The following is a 13,520-nucleotide window of genomic DNA, read 5'->3' on the forward strand; positions in this document are numbered from 1 at the left end:
CTCTTTAATGATTAGTGAGCTTTATTAATCATACCAATTAACTGTTTACAAATCATAAGTTTTATATAAAATATTTAAAACAGTTTCCGGGTCAGTTTCTTTTGGAATAAAGTTACCACAGTCATCATGTAATACTTCAGGGGCCATCCTGGCGAGTTCATCTTTACTGATATTCAAATCTTTCATTATGGGTAATCCCAGTTTTTTTGTAAAAACCCTGATTTCATTTGCTACAACCTTTCCCAGATCTTCCGGGCTTATTTCATCAACATTAATGCCCATTGCTTTTCCGGCTATCTTCACTTTTTCCGGTACTGCATCGGCAACATATTCAACAACTTCCGGCAAGGCAATTGCACACAGAGTGCCATGGGAAACATGGAAATATGCTCCCAGAGTATGGGCGATTGCATGACCAAGCTGGGGCGGGGCATCGTTGAATGCAATCCCGGCGATCATCGCTGCCAGGCTTAAATTACTTCTAATCTCAGGATTGGAAGGATCCATAAGAGCCGCAGGTAAATTATTATACACTAAACTGATCACCCGTTCCGAAAGAATATCGGAAACCGGGTTGGCCAGGGCTGAGGTCAGAGCTTCTACCCCGTGCGAAAAAGCATCTATACCTGTTACCACAGTTAATTCTGCAGGGAGGCCAACGGTGAAACCAGGGTCAACTATGGCCAGACTGGCTACACAGGGAGCTCCTATTACGCCGCTTTTCTTATCGGCATCTGTATCGGTTACAACACTAATAGCATTGGCTTCGCTGCCTGTACCGGCAGTGGTGGGTATCAAAATCATAGTTTTTCCGGGTTTTAAAGGAATACTTTTGTCAAAGTATCGGATAATCGGTGATGGGTTGCCCAGAAGAACGTTGATTCCTTTAGCTGCATCCAGTGCGCTACCTCCTCCGACACCAACGATGCTATCGATTTCTTCTGCTTTGGCAAAAGCGGCACCTTCCTCAATCATGCTGGCCGGAGGATCTGGCATGACTTTGTCATAAGCTACCGTTTGGATTCCTTCTTTGTTGATTAAGCTGATAATTCTGTCAGCAATTCCAGATTTCTTGATCACTTTTCCGTGGACAACAAGCACTTTTTTGCATCCCAACTCTTTGACCTTGACTCCAACCTGTTCTGAAGCTCCGTGACCGAACATAATCGGAGGCGTTGGGTTAATATTGTAAATCATTTAGTAACAACCCCTTTCAAATTTTTGTTACATGCCGAAGCAACCAGAGCCATTTTTCAATTAAATATTAAGGTTTATCAACATACAATCTATTCATTTAAAAACTAACAATGCTCAACTCGCTTGCATTTATAGCATATAAGCAGCAAATGAGTAATTATGCCAGGCAGGGGGTGAACACTAAATATTCTTGTTTGACAAAATGCTACAAATATTATATATCTATATATATAGAGATTTCAACTTATTTTTTATGAAGACAAATAAAACAGGCTCAAAGTGGGGGGTGTTAAACAATAACTTCCTAAATTATAGAGAACGGTTACAATGCCATCTGTACGGAAAAAATTTACTGGGGGTAAATTGTATGGCAAAAAAAATCCTGCTTGTCCTGTTTGTTTTCGGTTTGATATTGACTTTAATCACAGCTGGTTGTGCTCCTGAAGAAGTAGTACCGGATGAAGAACCGCTGGAGGATAAGGATGTTCTGATTTTTGGAGGTTCGAGATCGCAATCAGGCCCGTTTGCTGTTTTTGATGAAGTTGCATTCGGACCAATTTATCGCATGTGGGCAGATGAAGTTAATGAACGCGGTGGTATCTATGTGGAAGAATACGGTAAGCAGATTCCGGTTGAACTCCTGATCTATGATGATACATCCGACCTGGGCACAATGACCAGACTTCTGGAAAGACTGATGGTCGAAGATCAGGTAGATTTCCTTCTGCCGCCGGTCAGTACTGCTTTCCTGAAGACGGCATCCGAGTTGGCAAATGAAAATGGTTATATCCTTCTGGGAGCTGAAGGAGGAGCCAAGGAACTGGAACCACTGATGGCCAGTTTGCCCTACTTCTTCTCAATACTGAACCATGCAACCCATCAGGTACCAGCCCTGGTCGATATGCTGGCTGATGCCGGTGTCGAATCGGCAGCGATTATGTTCATTGCCGATCAGCACGGGATTGAGTATTCAGGGGATGCTGTTCCGCTGCTGGAAGCCAAGGGTATTGAAATTATTTTCTCCACGAGCGTTCCGCCCGAAGTCGACGATGTTTCGGCTTTGATCAGCGAAGCGCAGGTAGCCGGAGCTGACGCCTTCCTTTCTTTCTGCTATCCGGATCAGAACTTCCTGCTTATGGGACAGATGATCGAAATGGGATACAGCCCCGATGTTTTACTACTTGGTCCCGGAGGCAACTTCCACTTCTTCCCGGGGATTTTTGGACCTATGGCAGAAGGTGTTATGTCCTGGGGAGCATGGAATGAAAAGAGTGGCACTGGTGCTGCCGAGTTTTATGAAAAATTCACCGCCTACTACGGAGGAGAAGACTTATTAGATTGGTGGGGCCACCTGCCCTATTATTCCTCGCTACAGATCCTGGAGCAGGCAATAGAAAGAGCCGGGACACTCGATCAATCTGTGATCAGGGATATTATTGCTACCGAGGAATTCGAAACTGTAATGGGAACTATCCATTTTGTAAACGGCCAGCTGCCTGCCGAGGCTTATGTCGGACAGGTTGGCCAGTGGCAAAACGGAAAGTATGAGGTTATTGCCCCGGCTAACCAGGCCACGGCTGCACCAATGGTTCCCAAGCCCAACTGGGCCGGTCAGTAAGTCACAAATTCAAATCGAAGAATAGCAACTGATTCTTGAAGGGTAACAATGACAGGCTGCCTGAAAGGTGCTTAACTAAAACCGACCATTCATAAGGTAGGTATAATACCTGGAGGGCAGCCTGTAACTTTACAGATTGCACGGGCGATAGGAGTTGGTTCGATGGCTATTGCAATTATTAATATTCTTGTCAGTGGTTTGGTATTGGGCGGTATTTATGCCTTGATTTCTGTCGGTTTAAGCATGCAGTACGGAGTTGCCAGGATCTTAAATGTTGCCCACGGTGAATTCATCATGGTTGGTGCTTTCATAACCTGGTTGCTTTTTACCGGCTACCAGATTAACCCCATCTTTGCCCTCGCTGTCAGTGGGCCTTTTTTATTTTTAATCGGCTACCTGGTTCACCGGTTTCTTTTTAAAAAGCTCAAAGAAAATTCACCCACTATCGCAGCATTTGAGGGCAATTCAATTTTACTGGCATTCGGAATCATGTTTGTTATCCAGAGCCTGGCAACAATTGTCTGGGGTTCCCAGGTGAAAGGATATAGCTTCATGGCTTATTCTGTATATCTTGGCGATATCCGCTTTTCTGCAAACCGCCTCATGATCCTTGTATTTGCAGTTGTTCTTTGCGTCCTCTTCTATCTTTTTCTGACGAAAACACGGACCGGTAAAGCGATCAGGGCTGCTGCTCAGGACCCGGAATCGGCAGGGATCATGGGTGTTAATATTAATAAAATGCTGGCCCTCTGCTTTGGCCTCGGCGCTTTAATGGCCGGTTTTGCCGGGGTGCTTTTAAGTATGGTTTACCCGATTCAAACCACGATGGGCTTACAGTATACCGTAATTGCAATCATCGTCGTTGTCCTGGGCGGGTTGGGCAGTATACCGGGCAGCCTGTTGGGGGGCTTCATACTGGGCCTCATCGGGGGTATAGTAAATGCGATAGAACCCGGACTAACTCTTGCTGCCTACTATATACTGTTCATGCTGCTTTTGCTCATCCGGCCGATGGGCATCATGGGGAGGTAAGATATGAATAATATTGCCTTTATTAAAAATAACAAATTTATTATTCCCCTGATTCTGGTAATAATTTTGGTCTTTTTTGCTTTGGTTCCAACATTTGCCAGGCCATATACAGTTATATTGCTGACAAGTGTGATTATGTTTATTGTCATGACCGTAAGCTGGACAATTTTTTCCGGATCAACCGGCTATATTTCCCTGGCCACTGCGGCTTTTTTTGGCGTGGGAATCTATATGGCAGCGATTTTCAGTAAGATTCTGCCGATTCCTTTAGTCGTACTATTGGGAGGAGTGGTAAGTTTTCTGCTGGCCTTTTTAGTCGGGGCAATTACCCTCAGGTTACGTGGAGTATACTTTGCCATATTTACTTTCGGCCTGGTTGAGTTGATCAAGCACGTTACCCTCTGGTGGGAAATAAATATAATTGGGACAAGAGGGCACTTTATACAGCGGGTAGATAACATTTCAGTTTTTTATATTATGCTGACCATTCTGGTTTTACTGTTGATTACTACATTTTTTATTCGCAAATCAAAATATGGTCTGGCGCTGACCAGTATAGGCAGCAGCGAAGAAGCGGCTGCACACATTGGAATTAATGTTATTATGGTAAAAATTTTTACATTTGCCACAAGCGCATTTTTTGTAGGGCTAACAGGAGCAATTATTGCAACCAGGTGGGGTTATATTGACCCGTATATTGCTTATAACCCCTTTTATTCTTTTTTACCGGTTCTAATGGCAATATTTGGTGGGTTAGGTAACCTTATCGGTCCGATCCTGGGAGCTGCTGTCTTTGCTTATCTACAGGAGTACCTGATTACAAGGTTTCCTTACCATTACATGTTGATTTTTGGTACTATAATGGTTATAACTATCCTTTATCTGCCCAGTGGTTTGATTGGCCTGTTTCAGAAAATCCCTTGGAGAAGTATAGGAGGAAAAAAAGCAGATGCTTCAAGTTGAAGGGCTTACTAAAAGCTTTGGAGGGTTGACAGCAGTATCCAATGTTGACTTTCACATTGAAGCCGGGGAAATTGTAGGCCTGATCGGTCCGAATGGAGCCGGTAAAACAACTTTGTTCAATTTACTTTCCGGCGCACTTGTTCCCCAGGCTGGGAAAATTATTTTTAAAAATGAAAATATTCGGGGGTTAAAACCAAATTATATTTGTCATAAAGGGTTGGCCAGGACTTTTCAATTAGTCAAGGTATTCCCTGAAATGTCGGTTTATCAAAATATTTTGCTCGGATCCATCTTTGGCAAGCCTGAACAAAAAACCCGTGAAGCCGCCGAGGAGGAGACAGGGGAAATCCTTGAATTTATGGGGTTAAATGATTTACACCATATTCCTGCCGGCAGTCTGACCCTGGTTAACCAGAAGAAGGTTGAAGTAGCCAGGGCGTTGGCAACAAAACCTGACCTGTTGTTGATAGATGAGGTAATGGCGGGGTTAAATCAGACTGAAGTGACCCAATCGATGGAGCTGGTTACCAGAATCCAGGAGAGAGGTATAACCATCGTCATGATTGAACATGTGATGAAAGCGATCATGAATATATGCAAGAGGATCATAGTCCTTCATCACGGCCAGAAGATAGCGGAAGGAACCCCTGAAGAGATATCCTGCAGTAAGACGGTAATAGAAGTTTACCTGGGAGAGTGATCTGACTAAAATGCTGGAGATCAGTAAAATAAATGTTTTCTATGGAAATTCGCAGGCTTTATGGGATGTTTGCCTGAGGATTGATGAAGGAGAGATTGTTGCCCTTGTCGGAGCAAACGGTGCAGGCAAAACCACGCTGCTAAACACTATCGCAGGTTTGTTAAAGCCAAATTCCGGCGTCATATCTTTTTTGGGTGAAGATATAACCGGTCTGACCCCGGATTTAGTAGTGGCAAAAGGTATTTCCTATCTGCCTGAAGGTGGCAGACTTTTCCCTGACATGTCGGTTTTGGAAAACCTTGAGATGGGGGCTTACCTCATGGATAACTGGAAGAGGAAAAAGGAGATGCTTGGCAAGGTATACGAGATATTTCCTCGCTTAAAAGAACGGGAAAAACAGATGGCTAAAACATTAAGTGGCGGTGAACGGCAGATGCTGGCCATGGGCCGCTGTTTAATGTCAGATCCGAAGCTGGCCATGTTCGATGAATTGTCTTACGGTATGGCTCCAAAATTGGTCAAGGAATCTTTTCAGATCATCGAATCTCTCCGCAAGCACGGTATTACAGTCTTTTTAATCGAGCAAAATGTTAAACAGAGTATGGAAATTGCCGATCGGGCGTACCTGATTGAAAATGGCCGTATAGTGAACGAGGGAGCCTGTGACTTTTTGCTCGAAACAGAACATGTGAAAAAAGCATATCTTGGCTTATAGAGACTTAAAAAAATTATTTGTGGGGTAAACTAACAATGAAAGATAGCGAAAAGAAACAGTTAGTTGATTTGGCTGAAAAAAAAGCAGTTGAAGCGCAGTTGAGAGATGATACCTGTGCCAGAAGCACTCTGCATGGTTTAAGTTGCGTTTTTCCGTTTATTTCAGAAAAAATGGTTTCTGCCTCATGGGCGTTAACCGGAGGTGTGGCTGCCAGCAGTGGCAGCTGTGGCGCTCTTTGCAGCGGACTTTTGGCTGTGGGAGCAAAATATATGCCGAGTGTTGCCGAGGCAGAAGAAGGAAGCGAAGAAGCCCGGAAGAAATTTGAGTATGGCCGTGACAAGTTATTCGAATACCGTGATGCATTTTTAAAAGAATTTGGTGCGCTTACCTGTCCTGGTGTTCAGCAGAAAATTTTTGGCCGAAGCTATAACCTGCTTGATGAAAAAGAACTAATGGAATTTTTAAGTATGGAAGGGCATGAAGTTGAATGTGCGGCAGTAGTGGCAAAGGCCGCCAGGATGGCCGCAGAATTGATTCTTGAGGACGATTAACTCATAACTGGGAAAGCATAAGCTCTTTACATATTCTGACTCCTGCATCAGCTTCATTCGCCCAGTAGTCGGTTCCAACCAGATTGGAAACCGGCTCATCAATCTGGCTTCCGCCGATAATAATGTAAGGCTTTTTGGGCCACTTTGCTGTTTCTTCTTTCAGCAGGGCGATGGTTTCCTTCATGCTGTCATAGGCAGCTGTAATTAACCCGGAAAGACCTATTATATCCGGTTTTAATTTTGATGCTTCGGTTACAAAACTACCAGGTGATACATCCACGCCAAGATCGTAAACAGTAAAACCGTGGCAGGTAAAAAGCATCTTAACTATATTTTTCCCCAGATCATGAATATCGTCCTTGACTGTCCCGAGTAGGATTGTTCCTGATGCTTTTTCTTCGCTTTTGCAGTCCTGTAAAACAGGTTCGATCAGTTCCATGATCTGCCTTAGGATTTCACCGGCCATGATCAGTCCGGCTATAAAGTATTTGCCTTCACTGTAACGTTCACCGACAATACGCATCCCTTTCTGGCAATCCTGAACTATTGACAGGGGGTCTTCCTGTGCATCAAGGCGTTTTTTAACTATGGCAAGGGACTTGTTTTCATCCAGTTCAACAATGTTTGTTATAAGGTCATCCTTTTTTGACTTCATTAGGCCAGAACCTCCCTGTTTCGATAACCAATAGTTGAAGTAAAGCGCAGCCTGTCACCGCGGCATATAAACCATCCCCAGCTTACGGGCTTATCATTGTAATCGTAGAAAATGTGTTCCAAATTGAAAGCAGCTGTTCCTTCATCTGCCTGTAGAAGGCTGGCCTCATCGTCATTGATAACCGTGGTTTCGATGCTTAGATCGCCATACTTAAAATCACTGGTTTCGTCACCCTTGAATAGACCGCGCAGAGAAGTGACGCCGAGTTCGGATTCAACGACAGCACGGCCCGGGTCATAAATAAGGTATTCGCGGTGATAGAGAAGTGGTTCGTCATCACGTGAAAGCAATCTGCGGATATAGATTATCCTTTCATCTTCAGTAACTTTTAACTTCTGTGCCGCTCTCTGGTCAGCCGATACTATTCTTGCTTCCAGTATTGAAACTTTTGTCCGGTCATCATTAAAAATCTCTTGCAGCTCAAGGAGATGAAAAGAAGCTGATTCAAGTTTTATTGGTTTGACAAATGTTCCCCGACCCTGAGCTGTGGCAACTAAACCCTGATCGGAAAGGATATTGATTGCTCTTCTAACGGTCATCGGGCTGACTTGATACAATTTACAAATCTGTGATTCAGAAGGAAGGCGATCGCCAACCCTCAATTCCCCGGAGGTGATCTGTCGTTTTAAAATATAAACCAACTGAACATAAGCCGGTTCAAATGAATTGCGGTCAATGCTTTCAGCGGATGTTTCAAAACCCATCCGACTATTTTCTCTTGCCATAATATCTCCTTTTTGCTGCATGAATACTTTGCATCTTTTAAAGACGGTGTTTAATTTATCTATATGAATATACCATAACTTCACCGAAGAAGAAAGTCAATGGTATGGCTTGACAGAATTCCCTATATAAATATACAATATACCTATCAACAACATAAAAACAATTCTGTAATTGACTTCACAAATTAATAAGATTGTTTCATGAAAACCATTAATCATTAACTTTTTAAAAGGTTTATCGGTATATATGTATAAATTATTTATTAAAGGAGGTTTTGATTTTGCAGGGAAAGTTGGTAACTTTACTGTCAGATTTAAAGGAATCAGAGGCAATTGATTATGTAAATGAGGCCTTGAGTAAAGGTGATGATCCTACCAAATTGCTCGAAGAAGCAAAAGAAGGAATGACCGTTATCGGTAACAGGTTTTCGAAAGGCGAGTATTTTATCCCCGACCTTATATACTCAGGCGAAATCATGAAAAACATCGTGGGGCTGCTTGAACCAAAGCTCAAGGAAGCACGAGGTAGTGAAGAGCAGGATTTAGGAAAGGTAATTATAGCAACGGTCGAAGGTGACATCCATGATATAGGTAAAAACCTCGTTGTCTTCATGCTTGATGCAAGCGGCTTTAACGTTTATGATCTTGGGGTAGATGTTCCGGTGCAGGATATCGTCGCCAAGATCAAGGAAACGAGCGCTCCTGTCGTTGGTTTGAGCGGGTTTTTAACCCTTGCTCATGAATCAATGAAGAAAACTGTTGATGCCATAGAATCAGCCGGCTTACGTGATAAGGTTAAGGTAATGATCGGCGGAGGCCAGATTGACGATATGGTAAAAGATCACATAGGCGCTGATGCTTACGGCTTAGATGCTACTGATGCAGTTAAGTTGGCAAAACAATGGATAGGAGGTTGAACCATGGATAAAAATTGGGAACAGATGACTGCTGCTGAAAAGCAAGAAGTCCAGTTTCAAAAATTGCTTTCTCCGAAAGATCCTGAAGGGAACGACGTAAAATTTCAAAGCCCCGAAGCTGAGGCTCTCTATAAAGCAAATATAACCAGAATAAAAGATGCCATACAATTGAAAAAAACTCCGGATAGGGTTCCAGTCACCATTTACCCCAGCATGTTTCCCTACTATTTCTCAGGGGTTACCCTGAAAGATGCCATGTATGATTATGATTTATGTGTCTCTGCATTTAAGAAATATATTCTGGAATTTCAGCCGGATATGCATATCGGAGCCTCCGTGCTTGGTCCCGGCAAATTTTTTGAGTTAATGGATTACAAACTTTATGCCTGGCCGGGTCATGGTGTTGGAGATAATCACTGTTATCAATGCATTGAGAAGGAATACATGACGGAAGACGAATATGATATTCTTCTTTCCGATCCTTCTTTTTATTTCCAGAATTTTTACCTGCCCCGTGTTTTTGGCTCTTTACAGGGGTTTTCAATGCTCCCACCGTTCACCGGAATCCTCGAGATGTACGGAGTTGCCTTTAACTTTATTCCCTATGGTTTACCTCCTGTTCAGGAAACTTATAAAACCCTGTTTGAAGCCGGGGCTGAAGCGTTGAAATGGGCCGGGGCTATGGGCGGTTGTGACGCAGAATTAAGAACCCTGGGATATCCCAATATTTTGGCCGGATACAGCAAGGCGCCCTTTGATGTTATCGGTGATACACTTCGGGGAACTCATGGTGTGATGATTGACATGTACCGGCGGCCTGAAAAGTTACTTAAGGCACTTGAACAGCAGATACCGATCATGACTGCCATGGGCATTAATACGATGAAAATGACCGGTAATCCGTTGGTCTTTATGCCTCTTCACAAAGGTGCTGACGGTTTTCTGTCAGATGAGCAGTTTAAAAAGTTTTACTGGCCTCAACTGAAACAGATCGTTGAGGGATTGGTTGAAGGTGGATGCGTGCCATGGCTTGCCCTTGAAGGACGCTGGAATTCACGCCTGGAAGTTATGCAGGATATTCCGGAAGGCAAGACAATATTAATGATCGACCAGTCGGATATCCAAAAAGCAAAGAAAACGGTAGGTCAAAAAGCTTGCCTGACAGGTAATGTGCCTTCCTCGCTATTGAATCTGGGCACTCCTGATGATGTGAAGGAATACTGCAAAATGCTCATCGATACTGTAGGCAAAGATGGTGGACTCATTCTGGCCAACGGTGCATTTCTTGATGAAGCAAAACCGGAAAACGTAAAAGCTATGGTTGAATTCAGCAAGGAATACGGAGTGTATAAATAGTCTGAAATAGGCAGATATAGCATATAAATAAAACGGGGCTATCCTTATTTGTTTAAGGATAGCCCCTCTATTCTCAACATTGTTTATAATGGTTTTATCAGGCAGATGAAATTCCGAATATTTGATCCTGACTGATGAATTCACCGCAGGTACCCATATCATTAAGAGTTATTTTTTCACCCGGTTTGATCACTACAAAATCTTTTTGCCATTCATTAGTTAAAGCCCGATCCAGGATAGAAAGATCACCCTTTATTACTTTATGCTCAAGATTTAATTCAACAGCAATTTTTTTGGTTTCTTCAATAAATTCTGCGGAATCAAAAGCGCCGGTATCAATTACAATGAGATGAGTATAATGCTTAAGCATTATGCCGAATATTTTTCGGGTTTTTTCAAGGCCATACTTCTCAATACACTGTAGGTACTCATGCCATATATTATTTTCGTAACGAAGCCATCCTTTTGTCAGGTAATATGCCCTGGTGTTTTCTTCAATATTTCTACGTTCCCTGTTTCCACCGAGAAACATGGATATGCAATCATCAACTTTGGGGATAACAAGTTTTGCATGTTTTGAGGAAAGATGAAGTAGAGAATTACCACATAACCCGAAGAGTAATACAATATAATTATAAACCCCTATTTTGTCTATGCATTCCTGTAAATTTTGTCTAAGGCGGTCTGGGTAATTATGTAATCCCGAGTCGATCCAGTATATTTTATGATTAGTTTTAGTTTTACTGACTGCCAGATTTATTTCGTCCTCAAGGGTTTTGCAGGCAATTATAGCTGTTTTCATTTGTATTACCTCCATGTTAATGCTGTCTATATTGATCCATCTTAATACTTGACCGGCTTTCCGATATTATCCGCCGCTTAATAGAGGGAGGATTGAGATATGATCCCCATCTCCCAGTTCTGTTTCGAGACCTTTCAGGAAGGTGATATCCCGTCCGTTTATCAATATACGCAGTGTTTTTTCACCCTGGTCTGTCCGGGTTAGCGTTACAAGTTCTTTTCCATACTTATCGGCAAGGATGTTAAGAAGCTCTCCAATGGATGTCCCCTCAGGCAGCTTTATTTCAAGCTTTCCCTTTGTTTGGAGCAGTTTACCGACTTCCGCTACTCCTTTTACCGTAATATTGATCATTCTAGTCACCCCATCTTAAACCATGTAACATCTTTTTTAACAGTTGGTTATTCCTTTGTCAATATTTCGCTTCAAGCAGGAATCGCGATGCTATATATTTAACTATATAATATTATAATATTTTTTTGGACTTTTAACCAGGAGGTATGCAGATGGAAGTCAGATGCAATACACACGGGAAAGATTTGTTATCTACGAAAGTTTACTTTAGTGATGAAAAGGGGTTTGAGGTTTCTTCGGTTATCGTGATGGGAAAAGAGGAGTGCGCTTTGATTGATACCCAGTGGACATTATCAAACGCTCATCGGGTTATCGCTGAAGTGCTTGAAACTGGAAAAGTACTTAAAACTATCTATCTTACCCATGCTCATCCGGATCACTATTTCGGCACCGGTCATATTGCTGAAGCCTTTCCCGAAGCCAAAGTAATTGCGCTTCCCGAGGTATGTAAGACAATTAATGATCAATTTTTTGGCAAAATGGAACACTGGGAACAGGTAATCGGGGTAATTAATGTACCGCGAAAAATCATTAGGATTGAGCCATTAAACGAGCATTATTTTGAGCTGGAAGGGCATAAAATTGAGATTTTGCCTACAATCATGGGCGATCTTAAGTACAACACGGTAGTTTGGATTCCCTCGATCAGCACGTTATATGGGAGCGATGTTTTATTCAATCAAGCTCATCCATTTACCTGCGAGGTTACGGCAGAGGAACGCAGACAGTGGATCAAGGATATTGATCAACTGGAAAGTATGAATGCAGAAGTGGTTATTCCCGGCCATCAGAAACCGGGTATGCCCTTCGATGAGAGTTCATTTAGTTTCACGCGCGATTACCTGGTAGCGACTGAGAAAGTCCTCCAAAAAACAGATGATGTTGCAAATTTCTATTATTCTATGGTTACACTTTTCCCTGAAGCAAATTTGTTTATCAGTAATGAAATGAATGCAAATGTATTCAAAGGAGATCGCGACTGGAATTGGCGAGAAGATTAAATAGAAGTTCTAATGTTATCAAAGGGGTGATCATCTAAATGAAATTAAAAAATAAAACTGCCCTTGTAACCGGAGCAGGCAGTGGTATTGGCGCCGCTATAGCAAAAAGGTTTGTTGAAGATGGGGCAAAAGTTTGCATAGTAGGGCGGCGTAAAGAGTATCTCGAGAAGGTTGCCGGAGAGCTCCCTCCCGGTATGGTTAAACCGTGCCAGGGAGATATATCAAAAACCGAAGATATCAAGATGATGGTTGATGCAGCCATAGGGTTTGGTGGTGGGGTTGATGTACTGGTAAACTGTGCAGGAGTTAACTACCCCGGTGGTGTGACCAATATCGAACTCGAAGATTGGAAAAAAATATTTGATGTAAACTTAAATGGACCCTTTTTATTGATGAGATCTGTTATACCGCACATGATCAAAGCAGGTGGAGGCTCGATCATAAATATCTCCTCGATTGGAGGATTGAGGTGCTTATCCGACAGGGTCGGTTACTGCACTTCAAAAGCAGCTTTAATCATGCTTACCCAACAGGCTGCCCGTGACTATGGCAAAGATAATGTGCGCTGTAATGTGGTTTGTCCGGGTTTTGTTTTTACACCGATGACTGAAGGGCATTTTGGTGAGTTCGGAGAAGTTGACAAATCTCAATTTCGAGCAGTACCTATGGGTAGAGGGGCTCTGCCGGGTGAAATCGGAGGTATTTGCAGTTACCTGGCCAGTGATGATTCATCATATATGACCGGATCAGTCCTCGTAATCGATGGGGGTACAACCATTGTGGATCCCTTTGAGATCGGACTTAACGGTTAATGCATCTGAAATATCTTTTTTTAAAGGTCTGCCGCAAACCAGCGACAGACCTTTTCTTTAATAAC

15 protein-coding genes are annotated in these 13,520 nt (G+C 42.7%); 10 read left to right on the forward strand and 5 right to left on the reverse strand.

Going from position 1 to position 13,520, the window contains the following annotated elements:
* Positions 1–45: 45 nt before the first annotated feature.
* Positions 46–1,197, reverse strand: a complete 1,152-nt coding sequence (locus SCJ97_04455; protein ID MDW7739293.1) for an iron-containing alcohol dehydrogenase — start codon at positions 1,195–1,197, stop codon at positions 46–48.
* Between the two features lie 367 nt (positions 1,198–1,564).
* Here SCJ97_04455 and SCJ97_04460 point away from each other — a divergent pair, with 367 nt between their 5' ends.
* The 6 genes from SCJ97_04460 to SCJ97_04485 all read left to right on the forward strand — a co-directional run bounded on the left by SCJ97_04460 (position 1,565) and on the right by SCJ97_04485 (position 6,776).
* Positions 1,565–2,815, forward strand: coding sequence for an amino acid ABC transporter substrate-binding protein (locus SCJ97_04460; GenBank protein ID MDW7739294.1), 1,251 nt, complete (start codon positions 1,565–1,567; stop codon positions 2,813–2,815).
* Positions 2,816–2,977: 162 nt separating this feature from the next.
* The gene (locus tag SCJ97_04465) at positions 2,978–3,847 is read left to right on the forward strand and encodes a branched-chain amino acid ABC transporter permease (GenBank protein MDW7739295.1); all 870 of its coding nucleotides are present in this window, start codon (positions 2,978–2,980) and stop codon (positions 3,845–3,847) included.
* Positions 3,848–3,850: 3 nt separating this feature from the next.
* Positions 3,851–4,810: a branched-chain amino acid ABC transporter permease gene (locus tag SCJ97_04470; GenBank protein ID MDW7739296.1), complete on the forward strand. Its 960-nt coding sequence runs from the start codon at positions 3,851–3,853 to the stop codon at positions 4,808–4,810.
* On the forward strand, positions 4,797–5,510 hold the full coding sequence (locus SCJ97_04475) for an ATP-binding cassette domain-containing protein (protein MDW7739297.1): 714 nt from the start codon (positions 4,797–4,799) through the stop codon (positions 5,508–5,510). The genes SCJ97_04470 and SCJ97_04475 overlap by 14 nt, the downstream gene beginning before the upstream one ends.
* 10 nt (positions 5,511–5,520) lie before the next feature.
* Positions 5,521–6,225: an ABC transporter ATP-binding protein gene (locus SCJ97_04480; protein ID MDW7739298.1), complete on the forward strand. Its 705-nt coding sequence runs from the start codon at positions 5,521–5,523 to the stop codon at positions 6,223–6,225.
* Between the two features lie 35 nt (positions 6,226–6,260).
* Entirely contained in the window at positions 6,261–6,776 is a 516-nt protein-coding gene (locus SCJ97_04485) for a C-GCAxxG-C-C family protein (protein MDW7739299.1), read from the forward strand.
* A gap of 1 nt (position 6,777) precedes the next feature.
* On the opposite strand, the gene SCJ97_04490 is transcribed toward SCJ97_04485, so the two are convergent.
* On the reverse strand, positions 6,778–7,431 hold the full coding sequence (locus SCJ97_04490) for a cobalamin-dependent protein (GenBank protein MDW7739300.1): 654 nt from the start codon (positions 7,429–7,431) through the stop codon (positions 6,778–6,780).
* Positions 7,431–8,237 carry a GntR family transcriptional regulator gene (locus SCJ97_04495; GenBank protein MDW7739301.1) on the reverse strand — a complete coding sequence of 269 codons (807 nt, stop codon included), beginning with the start codon at positions 8,235–8,237 and terminating at the stop codon, positions 7,431–7,433. Before SCJ97_04495 ends, SCJ97_04490 begins: the two co-directional genes overlap by 1 nt.
* Positions 8,238–8,497: 260 nt before the next feature.
* On the opposite strand from SCJ97_04495, the gene SCJ97_04500 reads away from it, so the two are divergent.
* Together SCJ97_04500 and SCJ97_04505 are read left to right on the forward strand one after the other, a co-directional pair.
* Positions 8,498–9,133: a cobalamin-dependent protein gene (locus SCJ97_04500; GenBank protein ID MDW7739302.1), complete on the forward strand. Its 636-nt coding sequence runs from the start codon at positions 8,498–8,500 to the stop codon at positions 9,131–9,133.
* 3 nt (positions 9,134–9,136) lie between these two features.
* Positions 9,137–10,489 carry a uroporphyrinogen decarboxylase family protein gene (locus SCJ97_04505; GenBank protein MDW7739303.1) on the forward strand — a complete coding sequence of 451 codons (1,353 nt, stop codon included), beginning with the start codon at positions 9,137–9,139 and terminating at the stop codon, positions 10,487–10,489.
* A gap of 97 nt (positions 10,490–10,586) precedes the next feature.
* On the opposite strand, the gene SCJ97_04510 is transcribed toward SCJ97_04505, so the two are convergent.
* Both SCJ97_04510 and SCJ97_04515 read right to left on the reverse strand, forming a co-directional pair.
* A complete protein-coding gene (locus SCJ97_04510) occupies positions 10,587–11,291 on the reverse strand; it encodes a DUF1638 domain-containing protein (protein MDW7739304.1) in 705 nt (234 codons plus the stop codon).
* 66 nt (positions 11,292–11,357) lie between these two features.
* On the reverse strand, positions 11,358–11,642 hold the full coding sequence (locus SCJ97_04515) for a MoaD/ThiS family protein (GenBank protein MDW7739305.1): 285 nt from the start codon (positions 11,640–11,642) through the stop codon (positions 11,358–11,360).
* Positions 11,643–11,794: 152 nt separating this feature from the next.
* On the opposite strand from SCJ97_04515, the gene SCJ97_04520 reads away from it, so the two are divergent.
* Positions 11,795–12,643, forward strand: a complete 849-nt coding sequence (locus SCJ97_04520) for an MBL fold metallo-hydrolase (GenBank protein ID MDW7739306.1) — start codon at positions 11,795–11,797, stop codon at positions 12,641–12,643.
* 38 nt (positions 12,644–12,681) lie between these two features.
* A complete protein-coding gene (locus SCJ97_04525; protein MDW7739307.1) occupies positions 12,682–13,455 on the forward strand; it encodes an SDR family oxidoreductase in 774 nt (257 codons plus the stop codon).
* Positions 13,456–13,520 lie beyond the last annotated feature (65 nt).

The organism is Bacillota bacterium (assembly GCA_033549065.1).
In the GTDB taxonomy this organism is placed as follows: Bacteria; Bacillota; Dethiobacteria; order DTU022; family DTU022; genus JAWSUE01.

What these genes read in the sequence shown, in the direction of transcription:
- SCJ97_04455 (MDW7739293.1), bottom strand. Translation starts at nt 1,197, where the DNA reads ATGATTTACAATATTAACCCAACGCCTCCGATTATGTTCGGTCACGGA.
- SCJ97_04460 (MDW7739294.1), top strand. Translation starts at nt 1,565, where the DNA reads ATGGCAAAAAAAATCCTGCTTGTCCTGTTTGTTTTCGGTTTGATATTG.
- SCJ97_04465 (MDW7739295.1), top strand. Translation starts at nt 2,978, where the DNA reads ATGGCTATTGCAATTATTAATATTCTTGTCAGTGGTTTGGTATTGGGC.
- SCJ97_04470 (MDW7739296.1), top strand. Translation starts at nt 3,851, where the DNA reads ATGAATAATATTGCCTTTATTAAAAATAACAAATTTATTATTCCCCTG.
- SCJ97_04475 (MDW7739297.1), top strand. Translation starts at nt 4,797, where the DNA reads ATGCTTCAAGTTGAAGGGCTTACTAAAAGCTTTGGAGGGTTGACAGCA.
- SCJ97_04480 (MDW7739298.1), top strand. Translation starts at nt 5,521, where the DNA reads ATGCTGGAGATCAGTAAAATAAATGTTTTCTATGGAAATTCGCAGGCT.
- SCJ97_04485 (MDW7739299.1), top strand. Translation starts at nt 6,261, where the DNA reads ATGAAAGATAGCGAAAAGAAACAGTTAGTTGATTTGGCTGAAAAAAAA.
- SCJ97_04490 (MDW7739300.1), bottom strand. Translation starts at nt 7,431, where the DNA reads ATGAAGTCAAAAAAGGATGACCTTATAACAAACATTGTTGAACTGGAT.
- SCJ97_04495 (MDW7739301.1), bottom strand. Translation starts at nt 8,237, where the DNA reads ATGCAGCAAAAAGGAGATATTATGGCAAGAGAAAATAGTCGGATGGGT.
- SCJ97_04505 (MDW7739303.1), top strand. Translation starts at nt 9,137, where the DNA reads ATGGATAAAAATTGGGAACAGATGACTGCTGCTGAAAAGCAAGAAGTC.
- SCJ97_04510 (MDW7739304.1), bottom strand. Translation starts at nt 11,291, where the DNA reads ATGAAAACAGCTATAATTGCCTGCAAAACCCTTGAGGACGAAATAAAT.
- SCJ97_04515 (MDW7739305.1), bottom strand. Translation starts at nt 11,642, where the DNA reads ATGATCAATATTACGGTAAAAGGAGTAGCGGAAGTCGGTAAACTGCTC.
- SCJ97_04520 (MDW7739306.1), top strand. Translation starts at nt 11,795, where the DNA reads ATGGAAGTCAGATGCAATACACACGGGAAAGATTTGTTATCTACGAAA.
- SCJ97_04525 (MDW7739307.1), top strand. Translation starts at nt 12,682, where the DNA reads ATGAAATTAAAAAATAAAACTGCCCTTGTAACCGGAGCAGGCAGTGGT.